This window comes from Providencia manganoxydans, from assembly GCF_016618195.1.
Lineage (GTDB): Bacteria > Pseudomonadota > Gammaproteobacteria > Enterobacterales > Enterobacteriaceae > Providencia > Providencia manganoxydans.
The window spans coordinates 633,566-651,638 of record NZ_CP067099.1; the positions used below are offsets into that span (position 1 = coordinate 633,566).

Genomic DNA, 18,073 nt, shown 5'->3' on the forward strand with positions numbered 1-18,073 from the left:
GGCCTAATACTAATGAAAGAAAATTTAAATAATTATCATGTTCATACGACATGGCAAGAAGTATTAAATGGTATCTCACTTAAAGACAAAAAATATTTAATTACGGGAGCTAACATTGGTTTAGGAAAGGAATCTGCTAAAGCAATACTAAGTCATGATGGCTGCGTTATACTGACTGTACGAACAGAAGAAAAGAAACAAACACTTTATGAAGAATTAATTTCACAATTTGACTCAAGTTTATTTGAAATTCGATTACTTGATTTAGCTTCACTGGCAGATATCCGTCGTTTTACTAAGGAGTTGCAATTAGAAAGTACTAAGTTAGATGGTGTACTTGGTAATGCCGGAATTATGGCGACGGATTTTAAATATACAGTCGATGGATTTGAACAACAATTTGGTGTTAATCATTTAGGGCATTTTGTTTTAATTAATCGGCTGACTGCTTGTTTATTAAAAGGCGCGCGAATTGTAATGATGACATCGGGGGCGCACCGCCTAAGCAATGTTGATTTAGTCGATCCTAATTTCAATCATCGTGAATATAGCCGCTGGACAGCTTATGGTCAGTCTAAATCAGCGAATGTGTTATTTGCGTTTGAATTTGATCGGCGCTGGAAAGACTATAATGTCCGCGCATTTGCTGTAGCTCCTGGTATTGTGCTGGATACCAATCTTCATTTGCATTTACAACATGATGATTTTAATGAATTGGCGGAGAAACAAGACACTGACAAAGTCCCTGTGAAATCATTGCAGGCGGGGGTAGCAACCCAAATCATGGCACTTTGCCATCCTGAATTTGCTAATAAAGGCGGGATTTTCTTAGAGCATTGTAATTACTCTCAAGTTAATGGCGATACTCGCCAAGGAACAGGGGTCATTCCATGGGTTTTAGATACGGAATTTGGGAAAAAACTTTGGCAACTGTCAGAAGAAATGGTCAATGAAGTCTTTCCTGAAACGGCTAAGCTTGCCTATGAAATTAGTTACGGAGAACTTGCACATAATCGATTACCTCAAAGCCAGAAATTGGAGCTGACAGGTATTGAATTTAAAACTGAAGATTCGATTATCGAAATGTTCTTTGAACAGGAGACTTGCACGATAGAAGGGTATCATCACCCTGAGGTTTCAATTCCTTCTATCGCTAATTATGAGTTGATTGAAGTTCGTGATAACTTGTTTTTTGTCGATCTTTTATTTACTGAAAATACAGAGATCACTGCATCAATAGCGATAGATTTTAAAACCAATAAGGCACTGTTTGTGTTGACACGTTATCAACCAGCGAGTACGCCTGACCAAAATGCCCCTATACCACTAAAATTAGCCTCGAATTATCAACAGTATTTTACGCCAGCGATTGTATTAACGGGGAATCATCAAGTTGAACACAGCCAATATCCTCATATTACAAAAGATTTAATCGGGAGCCGATCGTTATATTGTTACTCGACTTCAATACCTACCGTTTATGAGCATATTTATATTAATTCACACTGGTATTGTTATAACGTGATTAACGGAATAAGAAAGGGGGATGGGGGCTGCGATCGAGTTAGTTACTATAAATTTGATGATTCAATTTATGTGGTGACTTGGCGAGAGCTACTTATCGACCTATCTTTTGTATTTGTTTATGACCTTGATAATAAAACCACCACAGGGAAAGGTTGGGGAAATCTTTCTGACGTCAATAAGATGATCAACATACCTGCTGGCGCTCATATTATTTCGCTTAACTCGTTGAATTATCCATTGAATTATATTCCAACCTAAGGTGATAAATAATGAGTCAGGGAGTTGATTTAGTAATTATTAATGCAAAAGTTGCTACGGTGGATAAAGATTTTTCATTTGCAGAAGCTATCGCTATTCTAAAAGGCAGGATTGTAGCTGTCGGTAGTAATGAGGCAATTAAACGAAAAATAGGCCATCAAACTCGTGTTATTGATGCAGATAATAAACTAGTTTTACCCGCAGTTCATGATGCGCATATCCATGCTACGCATACAGGTATGTTGATTTCAGGAGACTTTTTAAATCTATTTGAAAGTAAAACAAAATGTGATTTTGATAAGCAGCTAGATGCTCATTTATGCACCGAAAAAAATAGGGATTGGATATACGGCATTGGATGCCAATTTGAGCTCAGTGATGAAAATAACCAAAGCTTTAGTCTTAGTAAATCATATTTAACTGATCGAATACCAGAAAAAATGGCAAGTTTTAGTGATTTTAGCTTGCATAATTTAATTGTAAATCAGAGTGTTATTGATAAGCTTGAAATGAATCTGACCAATTTGCCAAGGGAAGTAGGGCGAGTAGGTTTAGACGATCAAGGTGATTTGAATGGAATTATTTTTGAATGGGGAGCAATGAATCTTGTTGGTAAACATCTCCCCCAGTTATCCGATGAAGAGCTTAAAAAGTATATTTTATTGGTTCAAAGACATTTATTACAAAATGGGATCACTAGCTATACCGATATTTTAGGACCTGGTGGTGAGCATTTATTTCATGGCGCATGGAGTAGTCGAATTATTCAATTATATAAGGAACTCCATGATGAAAATAAATTATTGGCTCGAGTCAGCGTCGATCTTTTTGCGGCTAAAGATGGGATCCATAGTTTTGAGCATATTATAGCTGGCATTGAAGAATTTGAGTTTCCTGTTGGCCTTGATAAATCATGGTTAAAAATTGATACCATCAAATTGTTTGGCGATAGTTCACCCTGTATTAGAACTGCCTGTAATGGCTATCATGGTGAATTAACATTTTCAGGTAATAATATTGAACAACAAATAGCAGAGCTCAAAAAAACAATAATTGAATTGCATTGCTTAGGCTGGCAGGTTGGGATCCATGCTATAGGGGGGAAAACGATTGATGCCGCGATCGATGCTTTTTCTTATGCAGAAAAAATAATGCCTAATAAAGATCTGCGCCATTTTATTATTCATGGTGATGATCTCACTATAAATAATGCAAAAATAATGGCGAAAAATAATATTTTGCTTTCCTGTCAACCTGTTGCCGGTTATAGCATTATCGACGGTATTAAACAGCTCATTCCTGATGAATACAATGCTAAGTTATTTGATTGGCAGTCATATATTAATGAAGGAGTTACTGTGGCGGCGGGATCAGATGCCTGTTGTTTCCCGTTTAATTGGTTAGAAGGGCTTGAATTTACAGTTACGCGCAGAGCAAAAAACAATAAAGTTTATCAAGCTGAATTAGCTTGCAATATTGAAGATGCTATTCGTATGTATACGATAAATGGCGCTATTCAAGAACATTTAGAAGATGAGCTTGGCTCTATCGAAATTGGTAAATTTGCCGATATACAAATACTGAGTCACGACATATTTACCATCCCTCCCGATCAAATAGGAAAAACAAAAGTAGTGACAACTATTTGTAATGGAAAAGTGGTTTACGAGCGGTAAGCCGCTTTTATACCGTTAAAAAGTCTTGAATTTCACTATTTTTTAGAGGAGGGATTATGCTTTGTACGATTAAAAATCCAGCAATTAAAACGGGCTTTTTTTATCATGAATATTGTTTATGGGGCCGTAGCCATAAATCGTCGCCTTTAGGACACAATCAAATGAATTGGCTGCAACCTTTTGCAACTAATGAATTTGGTGCTAGTTCTGCAAGTTGTGTGCGTCGATTTAAATCATTAATTGATATTAGTGGTATGAAAGATCATTTATTTACCAGTAGTGGCGTACCAATTACTTATAATGACGCAGCTCGAGTGCACACAGAAGAGTATTTAAATAATTTTATTGAGTTGAGTGAAAATGAGGGAGGAGAACTCGGCTTACAAGCTGCTTTCGGTCCTGGAAGTTATCAAATTGCATTATTATCAGCTGGACAAGCAAAAGCTGCGGTTCATCATGTTATGCAAGGTTCATTAAATAGAGCTTATGCTGTTTGTGTTCCTGCGGGACATCATGCTTTACCTGATAAAGCGATGGGAGCCACGTATCTCGCAAATAGCAGCATTGCGGCTAAATATGCCTTGGAATGTTTAGGGGCAAACAAAGTTGCCATATTAGATTGGGATGTTCACCATGGAAATGGCACTCAAGCCATTTTTTATGATGATAATAAAGTTCTCACAATATCAATGCATCAAGATAATTGTTTCCCAATTAATTCGGGGGGAGTTGAAGAACAAGGTAGTCGGGAAGGATTAGGTTTTAATATTAATATTCCTTTATTACCTGGATGTGGGCACGATGAATATTTATATGCACTAAGAACAATAGTGCTTCCTGCTCTAACCACTTATAAACCTGATATCATTATTGTTGGTAGTGGATATGATGCAAGCACTTTTGATCCTTTAGGCCATATGCAACTTCATAGCCAAAGTTTTAGAGAAATGATGGAAAGCATTGTGGCTATAGCAGAGGATATTTGTCACGGGAAAGTCGTGGTTGTTCATGAAGGTGGCTATTCAGAGCACTATGTTCCTTTTTGTGCGTTGGCTGCATTGGAAGGGTTAAGTGGAATAAAAACGCATGTTATTGATCCTTTTATTTCATTTATTCAACAGCAACGTATTCCAGAAGCATTAAAAGATTTACAAGAAAACCTTATTAATTATCAGGCTATCAAATTAGGTTTATAAACAATTAAATTCTCGATACTAAAAAAATCGTTCTAGTATTACTCCCATCTATTAATAAGGTGTTTAACCATGAATATATTAAAAACAAATGACTGTATTATTGTCGGATGGCATTCATCTTGTTATACAGGAAATTTTGACTCACAATTAAATAGTATTATTATAGAGGTTAATGACATTTTAAATAAAATGGGTATCAGCTATGCTGATATGTTGAAACATACTATTGCAGTTAAAAGTGGCGAAGTTGAACCTATTTATGCAATTAATCAATTTCATGAGGTTGGTCGAAAAATATCTAAAGGATATGGAGAGAAAAAACCTGTAGGTACTATTATTAAGCTTCCTAAACTATTGTTTGATAATGCATTGGTCGCGATCGAATTTATTTTTCCATGTAAAAAAACAGATGTTTTATGTTTACCTTTTAACACTATGAAAATGGATGTAAGTCGTTCTTTAATATATGAAAAACTTCTTTATATTACCGGTACGGAAGCCTTGGAAGTTGTAGATGATGCTATTAATTCTTATTATGTGAGCAGTACTTTAGAGGAACAAATTGAAGTTGTATTTCAAAAAATCAATCATTCAATTATCGAGCTTGATTATCTGATGGATGATATATTTTTATTGAATGTTTATTTACGTAGCGATATTGCTTACCAAACCGCAGTCGAATTGATAAAGCAAGAAATTGCTAAATATACAGATAATACACTTGCGATTAACTGTAATATTAATGTCACGTATTGTGATGGTATGGCTACTGATGATTTTTTAATTGAAATCGATGGTTTTGTTAAGAACAAAAACTCCACTTCAGATGAGCCTATTAGTTATGCATGTTTTCAACTTAATTTAGACTTGTATGATAGCTTTAATCATGCCAAAAATCATCTTGATAACTTATTAAAGAATAACGTATCACCAAGTATTAGAATTACAACAAAATATGTTAAGAGTAAAAGTAGCAGCGAGGTCTATATTGATATTATACATGATGAACTGATGATGAAATTAAACAATGCTAATATAGATAATTATATCATAGAGACACTTCCAGTTAGAAAACTAATGAATAATAAGTCTTTTTTAGAAATAAATATTCATTCATTTTAATTCATATAATAGGTGATAATATGACTGAGCAACTAATTCATGATATATCATTTGATACCTTTACTAATGAGTTAAAGAAAAATAGGTTGAAAAGAAGTAATGAGATTATAAATATTGAATTCAATCTTTTTTTAAATAATGAGAGTTTTTATTTTTGTATTGATGAAAATGATAGGATCAAGACGAATAGTATATTTCTTAGTGATTATTTTGATAACAAAAATAGGCAAATCAGTGATTTAACTGAAGCTGCGCAAGGTGTTTTTTTGATTGAGTTATCAAAAGGTAATGTGGATTTTGCTCACACAGTTCTGATCTTAGATTTGAATAATAACAATGTTGTTTTATTTGTTTCTCAATATCAACCGAGCAAAAAAACATCACCTCGTTTTGAACAAAACTACCATATTGGTAGGATTATTGGTAACCATTCAAATACGCTGTTACCAACAGAAACTCGTGATTTGATAGGATTACATATTTTAAATGAATATAGTGATACGACCGCAGTAGAACATATCTATATTAATAGTCAGTGGTATGCTTACCATATCTATGGTGGTGTGCGTCATGGTGATTGTGATTGTGACCAAGCAAGTTATTTAAAAATTAGAGATAATGTCTATTTATTAGGTTTCAGGGAACGAGCAGTGGATGTGGCGATTATCTTGATACTGGATATGGAATCAATGCGGAATACAGGGTTTGCTATTGGTTACACGGATCAACAATGGTTTAGTATTCCTATTGGAGCGTACATGAAAAAAATTAACAAAAGGTTAGATGAACATAGCCTTTATGCTTTGTGATGACTATTTTTTTTAATGTATTGTAGCGGTGGTGAACCAGTCCAGCGTTTGAAGGCTTTTGAAAATGCGGCACTGTCGGTATAGCCTAGCAATTCAGCTAGGCTATCAATTCTGATGTTTTCTTCAACGAGTTTGTTAATTGAAATATCACAACGAATTTTATCGAGAATATCTGAAAAATTGATGTTCTCTTTTGCCAGTTTCCTCTGAAGCGTTCTCGGTGAGATATATAATTTAGAGGCTATACAAGAGAGTGAAATATCTTTCTCAGATAAAATATATTGATGAACAATGTCTTGAACTCGTGTACTCATTGATGCAGGCATACTTGTTGAGTGTTTGAGTCTGTCCAAATGGTTTTTTAAGAAAAAAATAAAGGTTTCATCATACTCTTTTTGGTTAAAATTATCATGAAGCCAATGTTCACTGAATGAAATCGCATTGAATTTAGCATTGTCTTCATAATGAGTCGGAATTATTTTTTTTAAATTTTCTTTGTCTTTTTTAGTGAGTGCATATTGAAAATGAAATGAATCAGGTACCCAGTTTTCCCCCAATCGCTCACGTAATTGGCTCACTAAACGAAACAGACTATACTCAATATCAAATCTATAAAAATCAGGCTTAAGTATACTGACTTCATAGTTAACAAAAGCTTTATGATTTTCTATGATAATATTTGTGTTAGTTTTACCTTGAAATAAATCGGTATATTTATTCAATTCAATTAAGGCATCATATAATGTCTTTGCAGACATAAAAATCTCTCCAATAGGAGAGTAGTTATGATTACAAGAGGAAAGTCCAGCTTTAGCGCACCATTGTAAGTCTTTGGTTTCATAAGCGATTAATCGTAAAAATTCGTTATATACCTGTATTGGGGCGACCTCAGTTAGCTTTAATAGCTTAAATTTATTATATAAAACTTTCGATCTATATGAGAAAGGGACATCTATTGATTGCAAATAACTTATTATCTCAGATAATTTGAGTTGGTGTATGTATGAATGACTAGAGTGATGAATACTATTTTCTTTTTTCATATTGATGTCTCGTATTAAGGAGATACTATTTTTATGAATTAAATACACCAATTCATCATTTTTAGATAATAAATTTACATGTTACTAACTAAATAGCAACGATTTTGTATGGTTATCACTTTATATAGATAAATTAAATCAATTTCATCCCTTTTTATATTAATTAATAGATATGGTTAATTAATGTTTACTCTCATACATAAAATACTGATGGTATTTATATACAAAAGGGATAATAGATTTAGAATTCATTATTTTTATCGCCATAAGTGATGGTCTTTTTAAGGTGGTCGTAAATAGATTTGTTATGTTTGTCTTTATTGCCTTATATTCAAATCACTGTAAGAAACTTTGCGTTATACCACTAAAGTATTAGTCACAGTTGCAGATAAAAATGATACTGGTATAACAATTACGAATAAATATGATCCTCATTTTTTTCGCTGCTATCCATAATAAATAACAAGAAATATTTTAGTTAGGGGGTATATGGTGTTAGGTTTCTTTAATCGGTTGTTGGCGCATGACGATGCTGGAAAGTTATTATTGCGCATTACTATTGGTGGGCTCATGTTGTTCCATGGCATGAGTAAATTATTAACGGGAGCTAGCGGTGTTAAAGCCATGTTAGCTGCTTACGGTTTACCTGAATTTATTGCGTATGGGACCATCTTAGGTGAAGTGGTCGCGCCTATTTTGATTATTCTGGGTATTTTAACACGACCATCGGCACTTTTGGTTGCTTTCACTATGGTGGTTGCATGGTTGATGGTCGGTTTAGATAAAACTTTTGTACTTGAAAAAACAGGTGCGTGGGCAATAGAAAGTATCGTTTACTTTTTTGTTGGCTCTATTGCTTTGGCATTGATGGGAGCGGGGCGGTTCTCTATTATCAAAAACCCAAATTGGCGTTAAATATTGTAAGGCCATCGAGTTTGATGGCCGTAACTGATCATGGTCACATTCTTTCTATAAAGGCTTTGTGTGATTTGAGAGCCTGTAAGTAATTGTGTATTACGGCAGTAGGTTTAAGGAAATTAATTTTTTCTAAGAACAGTAAAAATGAGCCGATATATGCATCAACCGCAGTGAGCTGTTTTCCACAAATATAAGGAGCAGCGTTGGCGATCCCAGTCTCTAAACAATCCATTACTCGTTCTAATGAACCAAAACCTGACATTTTTTGTTGTTCGGCATCTAATTCTAAGCCCATAGCATGAGCAGTAAATGCAGCTTCAATTGGACCCGCAGTGAAAAAGAACCAACGGTAATAATCAGCGCGTTCAGGTGCTCCTAATGCGGGAGCCAAACCTTTCTCAATAAATTTATCGGCTAAATAGACACAGATAGCGGCAGTTTCGGTAATAATTTTATCGCCATCGACTAATGCAGGCACTTTTCCCATTGGATTAATTGCAAGATATTCTTTAGTGTGCATTTCCTCACCATAGTCGAGTTCAATACGCTGGTACGGTACGTTGAGTAGCTTAAATAGTAGATCAACCGTATTACCGCGCGACATTGAATTGGTGTACAGTGTTAGTGAGCTCATGATCTTTTCCTTATGATTAAGTTGAGGTGTAATCATAAGGAAAGCTGTTGTCAGATTTTGTCAGTAGTCATGCATAAAACGTCTTTTCGCCACTGTTCAAATAAATAATGTTTTGGGTACGGTAATTTGTCATCAAGGGCTGAATAGGATTGGATCCGATCTAATCGAAAATGGCGATAGCTTTGGCGTAATTCACACCATGCTGCGAGCACCTGAGTTTCTCGCATATAGCCAATAGCAATAGGCCAAATGATTCTATTGCTGTGTTTACCTTGTTCATCTTGATATTCAATTTTAGCCTTGGTTTCTTTACGTAAACTACGACGTAGATCTTTGGCTATCACATTATCAATAGATGTAGTTTGGGTACTTGGTGCAAATAATGTTGTTTGGTGAATAACAGTTTGAGCGCCTTGTTTGACCACAGAATTAATTTTATTTACGGCGCGCATTGCAGCTAATTTAAGTTCTTCATCGGCATTGTTTTCAACCCAGCGTAAGCCAAGGATCAGGGCTTCTAATTCATTATCATCGAACATTAATGGAGGCAGTAATAACCCCGATTTTAATTGGTAGCCAATTCCAGCTTCCCCCACAATTTCTGCTCCCTGACAACGCAATGAGTCAATATCACGATAAATGGATCTGACACTTATCTGTAATTTTGATGCAAGCGTATCCGCTGTTACTGGATAACGGCTCTCTTTTAAAATTTGTAATAAGGTCAGCAAACGTTGGGTGCGAGTCATTTTTATCTATTTCAGGCCATAGGGGATAAAAGTCATCATTTAAAGTGTGGTAAGGTATTCGACCGTACCACACTTTATTATGCAATTTTATTTATTAAGATTGTACTTTTCAAAAACTCATCTAATAAGCGGCTATCACGGCTATAGGGCTCAGGTAGATTAAGTGTTTCAGCACTTGCAATCGTTTCACTTATTAATCGATCAATTGCAGGTCGGCGGGAACCATATTGGCTTTCATTAGCATTTTGTTTGATTACTAATAGCTCGTCGATTTCTGCTAACACTGTATGATCGGTTACTGTTGCTGCAACTAGTTGCGAAAATGCCATAGGTGGCATATCGTTTGATTGCTCAATCCACCGTAACGCTAATATCGCTCTCAATATATAAAAATACTTTTTAAGCTTTACTTGCTCATTTTTAAAGTCAGTATGTAAGTTACGCTTTGCTATAGATAGATAGTGATAGCGCGCTTTCAATGATGAATAGAATTTTGATGCTAATTGCTCCAATTGTTCAAAGAATAGCTCATCTTTTCGGTAAACAATGGGGGAATGTAGCCATTCAATTAATGCAGGGTTAGAATTACGCATTAACCTCAATGCCTTAGATAGCTCCCAACCTGCTATATCTAATTCGTTATCAATGGGTTTTTCAATAACATCACGTTTGCTATCGAGGGTTAAATACCAATCCAATGAATGAACGTAGATAAATCGCACATCATAATCACTATCACGCGAGGAAAATCCCCATCCGCGACTTCCTGATTCACAAGCAAAAAGTACTTTTACTTGATGTTCTATTTCTATTTTTACTAAAGCCTCTCGGATCCGTTTTTGCATCTGTGATGATACCATCACGCATTGGCTTTCCATGCTGTTCTCCTATCCTTTTACACACACCACTTGGCGTAGCGTATGTACAATTTCTACCAATGATGATTGTGCGGCCATTACGGCATCAATATCTTTATAGGCCATTGGAATTTCATCAATCACATCACTATCTTTTCGGCACTCAACATGGGCAGTGGCTATTTTCTGATCGGATACTGAATAACGTTTTTTGGCTTCAGTACGACTCATCACACGGCCTGCACCATGGCTACATGAGCAGAAGCTTTCTTCATTTCCTAGACCACGAACGATGAAACTTTTGGCTCCCATTGAGCCTGGAATGATCCCCATTTGTCCTTTTTTCGCCGATACCGCACCTTTACGTGTCACCAAAATTTCTTCACCAAAATGTTGTTCTTTCTGCACATAGTTATGATGGCAATTAACCGCTTCTTGTTGCGTGGTAAAAGGTTTAGCAATCTGTTTAGATAGCGCTTCAAGTACTCGGTGCATCATCACTTCACGGTTATGACGAGCAAAATCTTGTGCCCAGCCAACGGCTTCCATGTAGTCATTGAAGTGTCGGCTACCTTCCTCAAAGTAGGCCAAATCGCGATCAGGTAAGTTAGCGATATGTTGCTGCATATCCTGTTGAGCTAATGAAATAAACAGGTTACCTATCGCATTACCGACACCACGTGATCCGCTATGTAGCATCACCCATACCCTATCTTGTTCATCTAAACAAAGTTCAATGAAATGGTTACCGGTCCCCAATGTCCCTAAATGGTTGTAATGATTGGTTCCACGTAGTTTTGGGTACTTATCACAGATACGTTTAAACTGTTCATCTAGAGCAGCCCAATGTTGATCAACTATCTCAGGCGCTCGATGCCATGCTCCTTTATCGCGTCCATGTCGATGAGTTGTACGCCCATGCGGCACCGCAGCTTCAATGGCAAAACGAATGCTTTGTAGGCTGTCTGGCAGATCAGATGCAGTTAATGACGTTCGTACGGCAATCATTCCACATCCTATATCGACACCAACGGCCGCAGGAATAATGGCTCCCTTAGTTGGGATCACGCTACCAATCGTTGAGCCTTTTCCAACATGGACATCTGGCATCACCGCAAGGTGTTTAAAAATAAATGGCATTTTGGCTGTATTTTGGAGTTGCGATACTGCTTTTGGATCAACTGGAACGCCATTAGTCCACATTTTTACGGGAGCGCTATTTTCTAAAATGAATTCGTTAAAGCTACTGCTTATCATTATTTATTCCTTAGTTTTTAATTTTTAGTTGCCACGCTATCTTTACTGACTGCATTCTCGGTTTAGTCATATCTGATAGTGGGTGAAATAAGTATTGCTATAAGCGTGCCAATTATGAAAAATCCGCTGAAAATATTTTTATCTATATGATATTAAATGGATAATTTATTTTTTTGTTTTTAGGGTGTTATTTTTCAAGTAAATGTCTTATGTTATTTTTTATCTTTTTATATATAAACTTATAAATTTATATAAGGTATTTATGGGCAATAAACGTAAAGTGGTCATTGGTGTATTAGGTACTGTCCTAGACAGGCGAGGTAAAAAGGCCAATCGCTGGACAAAATGGCGTCCCACTGTTGGTTTATGTCAGCAACCTGATTTAGATATTCATCGTTTTGAATTAATTCATCAGATAAATGATTATAGCATGGCCCATCGTGTCAAAGAGGATATTGAGCAAGCATCACCAAAGACTGAGGTGGTGTTGAGAGAAGTGAATATTGCTGACCCTTGGGATTTTGAAGAGGTGTATACCTCATTGCTCGATTTTTCGAGTAATTATTGTTTTGATACCGAAAATGAAGAATATTTGGTGCATATTACCACTGGAACCCATGTGGTGCAGATTTGCTGGTTTTTATTAACTGAAGCGCATTATTTACCTGCTAAGTTATTGCAAACATCACCTTCTCAAACAGGGAGGGAAAAGGATCCTGCTGGTATTTATACAGTGATAGATCTTGACCTCAGTCGTTATACTCACATCACCAGTCGCTTTCAAAAAGAACAGCAAGCCCAGATTTCCTTTCTTAAGTCAGGTATTGCAACGCGTAATGCCAAGTTTAATGTCATGATTGAGCAGATGGAGCGTGTTGCATTACGCTCAAAAGCGCCTATTTTGTTAAATGGTCCAACTGGAGCCGGTAAGTCTTTTTTAGCTCGCCGAATTTATCAATTACGTGAAAGCCGTCATCAAGTCAAAGGTCGGTTTGTTGAAGTTAACTGTGCCACTTTACGTGGCGATAATGCGATGTCGACTCTGTTTGGACACATTAAAGGGGCTTTCACAGGAGCCATTAATTCACGCCATGGCTTATTGAAAGAGGCCGATGGCGGTATTTTGTTTTTAGATGAAATTGCGGAGCTTGGTTTGGACGAACAAGCGATGCTGCTTAAAGCGATTGAAGAAAAAAGCTTTTTCCCTTACGGCTCGGATGAAGAAGTAAAAAGTGATTTTCAATTGATCACAGGGACTCATCGTAACCTTGCGCAATGGGTTGAAGAAGGCAGATTTCGAGAAGATCTGTATGCACGGATTAATATGTGGACCTTTACTTTGCCGAGTTTGGCTGAAAGACGTGAAGATATTGAGCCGAATATCGATTATGAATTAGCAAAATTTAGTCAAGAGATGCAGAGTCAAATTCGTTTCGATAGTGAGGCTCGTCAGGTATATGTTCGATTTGCCTGTTCGAAAAATGCATTGTGGCGTGGAAACTTCCGTGAATTAGGGACATCAATTAGTCGTATGGCAACGTTTGCTGAACATGGGCGGATCACAAAAGCGATCGTTGATGAGGAGATCATACGTTTGCAATCACAATGGCTCAGTAAAAGGACAATGACTCAGTCTCTACCAGCAGAAATTGGTGAAATTGATTTATTTGAGCAGCAACAGTTGGCAACCGTTCTTGAGGTTTGCCGACATTCAGCGAGCCTTTCAGAGGCTGGGCGAACTCTGTTTGCGGTTTCTCGTCAGCAGAAAAAACAGCCTAATGATGCCGATCGATTACGTAAATATTTGGCGCGCTTTGGGTTAGAGTGGGAAAGGATCAAAAACAATGAGTTATTGGAAAAATAATAGTGGCTTATACGGTTTGATATGTAGTTATGATTTTTTGAAAAAATCTTGCAAAAAGTGATGCTGGTAAATTTGAATTATTTGGAATAGATTGAAATCATTAAATATAATAAAAACAATTAATTATATAAGGGTTGAAATATGGAGTTAACTTTCCTAGGAACGAGTGCTGGCGTACCAACAAAAGAGCGTAATGTGACTAGTATGCTGTTAAATCTTACAGGGATCCGCAAAACCTACTGGTTATTTGACTGTGGTGAAGGTACTCAACATCGGATCCTTAATAGCGTATTTAAGGCGCCGAGAATCGAGAAAATTTTTATTACCCATTTACATGGTGATCATATTTTTGGTTTACCGGGGTTGTTATGTAGTCGATCAATGGGGGGATCGACTGATTTATTAACATTATATGGACCAAAAGGGCTCAAACAGTACGTGGAAACGGTATTAACGTTGAGTGCCTCTTACTTAACTTATCCATTGGAAATTATTGAAATAGAAGCGGGACAGTTGTTTGATGATGGTCAGCTAATTGTGACGGTATATCCATTGGATCATCGTGTTGAGTGCTATGGGTATCGTATCGAAGAACATCCCAAACTTGGCTCGTTAGATACTGAAAAATTAGCGAAGGATAATATTCCTCGAGGGCCATGGATGCAGGCACTGAAAGAAGGTGAAACTATCACACTAGATGATGGACGGACGGTTAATGGGATTGATTATTTAGGTGAGCCGAGAGCAGGAAAAGTGATTGCTATTTTTGGTGATACTGAGCCAACGGAGCAGGCGCGATTACTGGCTCAAAATGCTGATGTAATGGTGCATGAAACAACGTTAGAAAATGCGTTTCATGAAAAAGCCAATGAGCGTGGACATAGTACGACTGGGCAAGCTGCGCAGTTAGCACGTGATGCTGGAGTGAAACGGTTTATCGCAACGCATATTAGTGGCCGTTATAGTGCAGAGGACGTACCTATGTTACTGGCTGAGTGCCAGGCTATTTTCCCAAATACCGAAATAGCCGCCGACTATTTGACGATTAAAATTTAAAATTAAACCACCTAAAGCTCAGGCTAGGTGGTTTTTTACTTATTCGCTTTGGTTGGGATAGGGTTCAAATTGATGTTGATCGTCACTCATTAAACTCATCAATCTATAGTTAACGAATAATTTTTCCCTTCCAACCTGCATTTCATGTAATACATTAATATCACAAAGCTTTTTTAGATACTCTGATGCAGTTTGTCGTTGTGCGATTTTTTTATCAACTAAATTTTTGATCCGGCAGTAAGGTTGTTCGAAAATGCACTGTAATAATTCATAGCTATAAACATCATTATGATGTGTTTTAATATATGAAGATGTCAGTTCCATTAAATCACGAATGGCATTGATTTTTTCCATTGTCCATTTTGATGTATGTTCAACGGCAGAGAGCATATAGAGGATCCATGACTGCCAGTCATTTTCTTTGGTAACGTTTAACAGCAAAGAGTAATACTCATTTCTATTTTTAATAATATAGCGGCTTAAATAGAGGACAGGGATAGTAATCAAGCCTTTTTCGATTAAAAATAATATATTTAAGATCCTTCCTGTACGCCCATTGCCATCTGTATACGGGTGAATAGCTTCAAATTGATAATGAGTGAGGGCTAGTTTAACTAAAGGATCTAAATCATCTTCTTGGTGGATAAATTTTTCCCAATTACTGAGAAGCTCTGTAATTTTCTGCTCCCCTAGTGGCGGTGTGTAAATAATTTCCCCCGTCTTTTGATTTTTTAGTGCGGTTCCAGGCAGCTTTCTAACTTCCATCTGAGTATTTTTAATGGTATTACAGACTTTCAATGCCGTATTTGCACATAATGGTCGATTTTCTAATTCTTTATAGCCTTCATAGAGTGCAGTTCGATAGCGCAAAGCTTCCTTAGTCATTGGATCTGCATGACTATCTTCATTGATATACTGAAAAAGCTTATCTGTCGTTGTTACGATATTTTCTATTTCAGAGCTATCTTTCGCTTCAAGTATCGGAATAAGATTAATTAATAAATTTTGATTAGGTAATAATTCACCCGCTTGTTTTAGCCCTTCTAGTGCTGTTCTTGCTTCAACACAGGCTTTCAAAACAACTTTTGTTTCAACATCTTGTTGTGGAGGAAGTTGAGGTAAATTGTTATGGGGTAGTACAGGATCCCAATTCATTGTCATATCTCTATTATTGTCGTTTGTCATAGAGTATAAACTAAAATTGGTGCTCTCACTTTAAATATGTCGAAAAATCGTGAAAAAATGTACATGTTTTGAGGTTATGTCGACTCAATCGACACGTCATCATGATATGTCGAAAAATCGTGAAAAAATGTACATGTTTTGAGGTGATGTCGACTCAATCGACACGTCGTCATGATATGTCGAAAAATTATAAAAAATGTACATGTTCTGAGGTTATGTCGACTCAATTGACACGTCGTCATGATATGTCGAAAAATTATAAAAAAATGTACATATTCTGAGGTTATGTCGACTCAATCGACACGTCGTCATGATATGTCGAAAAATTATAAAAAAATGTACATGTTCTGAGGTTATGTCGACTCAATCGACACGTCGTCATAATATGTCGAAAGTTTTATAAAAAATCGACATATTGAAGCTAGTATATAACTTTCACAAACCCATTGCGGCAATAGGTCTCGTATTCATCTGAGAGCTGCCGATTAGTGATGATGATATCAAATTGGGAGAGAGCCCCCATATTTGCAGTCGCTACCTCGTCAAATTGATTGTATTTTGCGAGTAAAATTTTACGAATCGACTTTTCCATCGCTTTCTTTTTCATTGGTAGATCATCTAAGTTGTAGCAGGTAACACCATAGCTACTATGAATACCCGCTGCGGAAATAAAGGCTTTTTTAGGGTTTATTGAATCGAGAATTGAAGGTTGGGTTGGATTATAAAAAGAGTCGCTCTTAGGGTGATATTCCCCACCGCATAATAATGCCGTAGCATTTTTTTTCTGACTGAGTGCAAGAAAAACGTTATGGGAGTAACAAATACCCGTGAAATTGATTTCTTCAGGGATCAGGGAAATCAGTGTTGCCATCTCGATGCCATTATCAAAAAAGATCACATCGTCTTCGGATACCATACTTGCTGCTAAATTAGGGATATACAACTCTTCAGTTTGATCGGGGGTAAAAATGTTGGCTTGTGGATCGTTTTGCTGCGGTGAGGATGGTTGGGTAACAGAAACAATATAGCCACCAAGAAGGGACATAGGGATAGGGCCTTCAGTATCTGCATTTAAGTCACGGCGAATCGTCATTTCAGAGACTTCAAGTATTCTCGCTGCTTCTTTAAGATGAATTCTTCCTGAGCGTTTAATACATTCGCTCAATCGACGAAGGCGTTCTTTTTGTTTAGTTTCTATCACCGAGCAATCCTTTTTTAATTGGCGCGGGCTGGCCGCGCCCCATCGTTTAGTACCCACTTGAGGTTACATTTTCGCCCGAGACAATCGCGACACTCGCGCTAGCACCAACGCGGTTGGCTCCGGCTTTGATCATTCTCTCTGCTGTTTCACGGTCGCGAACACCACCAGAGGCTTTAACTCCAATTTCCTCACCAACCACTTTACGCATTAATGCAACATGGTGTTCAGTCGCCCCCATTGTACTGAAACCTGTTGAGGTTTTCACAAAACCAACGTTCAATGTGCGGCAAATTTCACAAACTTGAATAATTTCTTCATCAGTTAGCAAGCAAGTTTCTAAAATGACTTTTAGTGTTGCATTGCCACACGCGGCTAAAACGGTCGCGATGTCTTGGCGAACAAAGTCTAGGTCACCACTTTTTAGCATCCCCACATTGATCACCATATCAACTTCATTTGCGCCACGACGTACGGCTTCAGCTGCTTCAAACGCTTTTGCTTCTGTTAAGCAGGCACCGAGAGGAAAGCCTACCACACAACAGACCATAACATCGCTATTTTTGAGACACTCGCTAGCTAAAGGAACATAGCCTGTGTTAACACATACGGAAGCAAAGTGATATTCAGCGGCTTCGGCGCAAAGCTGTTTGATGTCATTTACGGTAGCATTGGCTGCTAATAAAGTGTGATCGATAAATTGTGCTAAGTTTTTCATTTAAAT

Annotated in this window: 16 protein-coding genes; 8 read left to right on the forward strand and 8 right to left on the reverse strand. The window is 37.0% G+C overall.

The window, feature by feature from the left end; all coding sequences use genetic code 11:
* Positions 1-12: 12 nt before the first annotated feature.
* The 5 genes from JI723_RS02735 (at position 13) to JI723_RS02755 (ending at position 6,588) form a co-directional block, all read left to right on the forward strand.
* Positions 13-1,785 carry an SDR family NAD(P)-dependent oxidoreductase gene (locus JI723_RS02735; protein ID WP_337979762.1) on the forward strand — a complete coding sequence of 591 codons (1,773 nt, stop codon included), beginning with the start codon at positions 13-15 and terminating at the stop codon, positions 1,783-1,785.
* 11 nt (positions 1,786-1,796) lie between these two features.
* Complete coding sequence (locus JI723_RS02740; RefSeq protein WP_337979763.1) at positions 1,797-3,461, forward strand: amidohydrolase; 1,665 nt, start codon at positions 1,797-1,799, stop codon at positions 3,459-3,461.
* 56 nt (positions 3,462-3,517) lie between these two features.
* On the forward strand, positions 3,518-4,657 hold the full coding sequence (locus JI723_RS02745; protein ID WP_319068338.1) for a class II histone deacetylase: 1,140 nt from the start codon (positions 3,518-3,520) through the stop codon (positions 4,655-4,657).
* A 69-nt stretch (positions 4,658-4,726) separates the two neighbouring features.
* Positions 4,727-5,779 (forward strand): RidA family protein, encoded by a 1,053-nt coding sequence (locus JI723_RS02750; RefSeq protein WP_319068340.1) that lies wholly within the window; start codon positions 4,727-4,729, stop codon positions 5,777-5,779.
* 20 nt (positions 5,780-5,799) lie between these two features.
* A complete protein-coding gene (locus JI723_RS02755; RefSeq protein WP_272581123.1) occupies positions 5,800-6,588 on the forward strand; it encodes a MoaF C-terminal domain-containing protein in 789 nt (262 codons plus the stop codon).
* On the opposite strand, the gene JI723_RS02760 is transcribed toward JI723_RS02755, so the two are convergent.
* Positions 6,576-7,631, reverse strand: a complete 1,056-nt coding sequence (locus tag JI723_RS02760) for an AraC family transcriptional regulator (RefSeq protein WP_272581122.1) — start codon at positions 7,629-7,631, stop codon at positions 6,576-6,578. The two genes, JI723_RS02755 and JI723_RS02760, sit on opposite strands and share 13 nt — an antisense overlap.
* A gap of 492 nt (positions 7,632-8,123) precedes the next feature.
* Here JI723_RS02760 and JI723_RS02765 point away from each other — a divergent pair, with 492 nt between their 5' ends.
* Complete coding sequence (locus tag JI723_RS02765; RefSeq protein ID WP_272581178.1) at positions 8,124-8,546, forward strand: DoxX family protein; 423 nt, start codon at positions 8,124-8,126, stop codon at positions 8,544-8,546.
* A gap of 43 nt (positions 8,547-8,589) precedes the next feature.
* On the opposite strand, the gene JI723_RS02770 is transcribed toward JI723_RS02765, so the two are convergent.
* The 4 genes from JI723_RS02770 to JI723_RS02785 form a co-directional block, all read right to left on the reverse strand.
* Entirely contained in the window at positions 8,590-9,183 is a 594-nt protein-coding gene (locus JI723_RS02770) for a glutathione S-transferase family protein (RefSeq protein ID WP_272581121.1), read from the reverse strand.
* 50 nt (positions 9,184-9,233) lie between these two features.
* Positions 9,234-9,932 (reverse strand): helix-turn-helix transcriptional regulator, encoded by a 699-nt coding sequence (locus JI723_RS02775; RefSeq protein WP_272581120.1) that lies wholly within the window; start codon positions 9,930-9,932, stop codon positions 9,234-9,236.
* 77 nt (positions 9,933-10,009) lie between these two features.
* The gene (locus JI723_RS02780; protein ID WP_272581119.1) at positions 10,010-10,810 is read right to left on the reverse strand and encodes a nucleotidyltransferase domain-containing protein; all 801 of its coding nucleotides are present in this window, start codon (positions 10,808-10,810) and stop codon (positions 10,010-10,012) included.
* Between the two features lie 9 nt (positions 10,811-10,819).
* On the reverse strand, positions 10,820-12,046 hold the full coding sequence (locus JI723_RS02785; RefSeq protein ID WP_272581118.1) for an RtcB family protein: 1,227 nt from the start codon (positions 12,044-12,046) through the stop codon (positions 10,820-10,822).
* 262 nt (positions 12,047-12,308) lie between these two features.
* Here JI723_RS02785 and rtcR point away from each other — a divergent pair, with 262 nt between their 5' ends.
* Entirely contained in the window at positions 12,309-13,910 is a 1,602-nt protein-coding gene (gene rtcR, locus JI723_RS02790) for an RNA repair transcriptional activator RtcR (RefSeq protein WP_272581117.1), read from the forward strand.
* Positions 13,911-14,051: 141 nt separating this feature from the next.
* Positions 14,052-14,966 (forward strand): ribonuclease Z, encoded by a 915-nt coding sequence (gene rnz, locus JI723_RS02795; RefSeq protein ID WP_272581116.1) that lies wholly within the window; start codon positions 14,052-14,054, stop codon positions 14,964-14,966.
* 39 nt (positions 14,967-15,005) lie between these two features.
* On the opposite strand, the gene fic is transcribed toward rnz, so the two are convergent.
* The 3 genes from fic to deoC form a co-directional block, all read right to left on the reverse strand.
* Positions 15,006-16,121 carry a protein adenylyltransferase Fic gene (fic, locus tag JI723_RS02800; RefSeq protein ID WP_319068417.1) on the reverse strand — a complete coding sequence of 372 codons (1,116 nt, stop codon included), beginning with the start codon at positions 16,119-16,121 and terminating at the stop codon, positions 15,006-15,008.
* 451 nt (positions 16,122-16,572) lie between these two features.
* Complete coding sequence (gene deoR, locus JI723_RS02805; protein WP_070927304.1) at positions 16,573-17,352, reverse strand: DNA-binding transcriptional repressor DeoR; 780 nt, start codon at positions 17,350-17,352, stop codon at positions 16,573-16,575.
* 46 nt (positions 17,353-17,398) lie between these two features.
* Positions 17,399-18,067, reverse strand: coding sequence for a deoxyribose-phosphate aldolase (deoC, locus tag JI723_RS02810; protein WP_140178890.1), 669 nt, complete (start codon positions 18,065-18,067; stop codon positions 17,399-17,401).
* Positions 18,068-18,073: the final 6 nt, after the last annotated feature.

Excerpts from the sequence above, each read along its gene's own strand:
- rtcR (WP_272581117.1), top strand. The coding sequence starts at position 12,309 with ATGGGCAATAAACGTAAAGTGGTCATTGGTGTATTAGGTACTGTCCTA.
- JI723_RS02735 (WP_337979762.1), top strand. The coding sequence starts at position 13 with ATGAAAGAAAATTTAAATAATTATCATGTTCATACGACATGGCAAGAA.
- JI723_RS02745 (WP_319068338.1), top strand. The coding sequence starts at position 3,518 with ATGCTTTGTACGATTAAAAATCCAGCAATTAAAACGGGCTTTTTTTAT.
- JI723_RS02750 (WP_319068340.1), top strand. The coding sequence starts at position 4,727 with ATGAATATATTAAAAACAAATGACTGTATTATTGTCGGATGGCATTCA.
- rnz (WP_272581116.1), top strand. The coding sequence starts at position 14,052 with ATGGAGTTAACTTTCCTAGGAACGAGTGCTGGCGTACCAACAAAAGAG.
- JI723_RS02755 (WP_272581123.1), top strand. The coding sequence starts at position 5,800 with ATGACTGAGCAACTAATTCATGATATATCATTTGATACCTTTACTAAT.
- JI723_RS02780 (WP_272581119.1), bottom strand. The coding sequence starts at position 10,810 with ATGGAAAGCCAATGCGTGATGGTATCATCACAGATGCAAAAACGGATC.
- fic (WP_319068417.1), bottom strand. The coding sequence starts at position 16,121 with ATGAATTGGGATCCTGTACTACCCCATAACAATTTACCTCAACTTCCT.
- JI723_RS02760 (WP_272581122.1), bottom strand. The coding sequence starts at position 7,631 with ATGAAAAAAGAAAATAGTATTCATCACTCTAGTCATTCATACATACAC.
- deoC (WP_140178890.1), bottom strand. The coding sequence starts at position 18,067 with ATGAAAAACTTAGCACAATTTATCGATCACACTTTATTAGCAGCCAAT.
- JI723_RS02740 (WP_337979763.1), top strand. The coding sequence starts at position 1,797 with ATGAGTCAGGGAGTTGATTTAGTAATTATTAATGCAAAAGTTGCTACG.
- JI723_RS02785 (WP_272581118.1), bottom strand. The coding sequence starts at position 12,046 with ATGATAAGCAGTAGCTTTAACGAATTCATTTTAGAAAATAGCGCTCCC.
- JI723_RS02770 (WP_272581121.1), bottom strand. The coding sequence starts at position 9,183 with ATGAGCTCACTAACACTGTACACCAATTCAATGTCGCGCGGTAATACG.
- JI723_RS02775 (WP_272581120.1), bottom strand. The coding sequence starts at position 9,932 with ATGACTCGCACCCAACGTTTGCTGACCTTATTACAAATTTTAAAAGAG.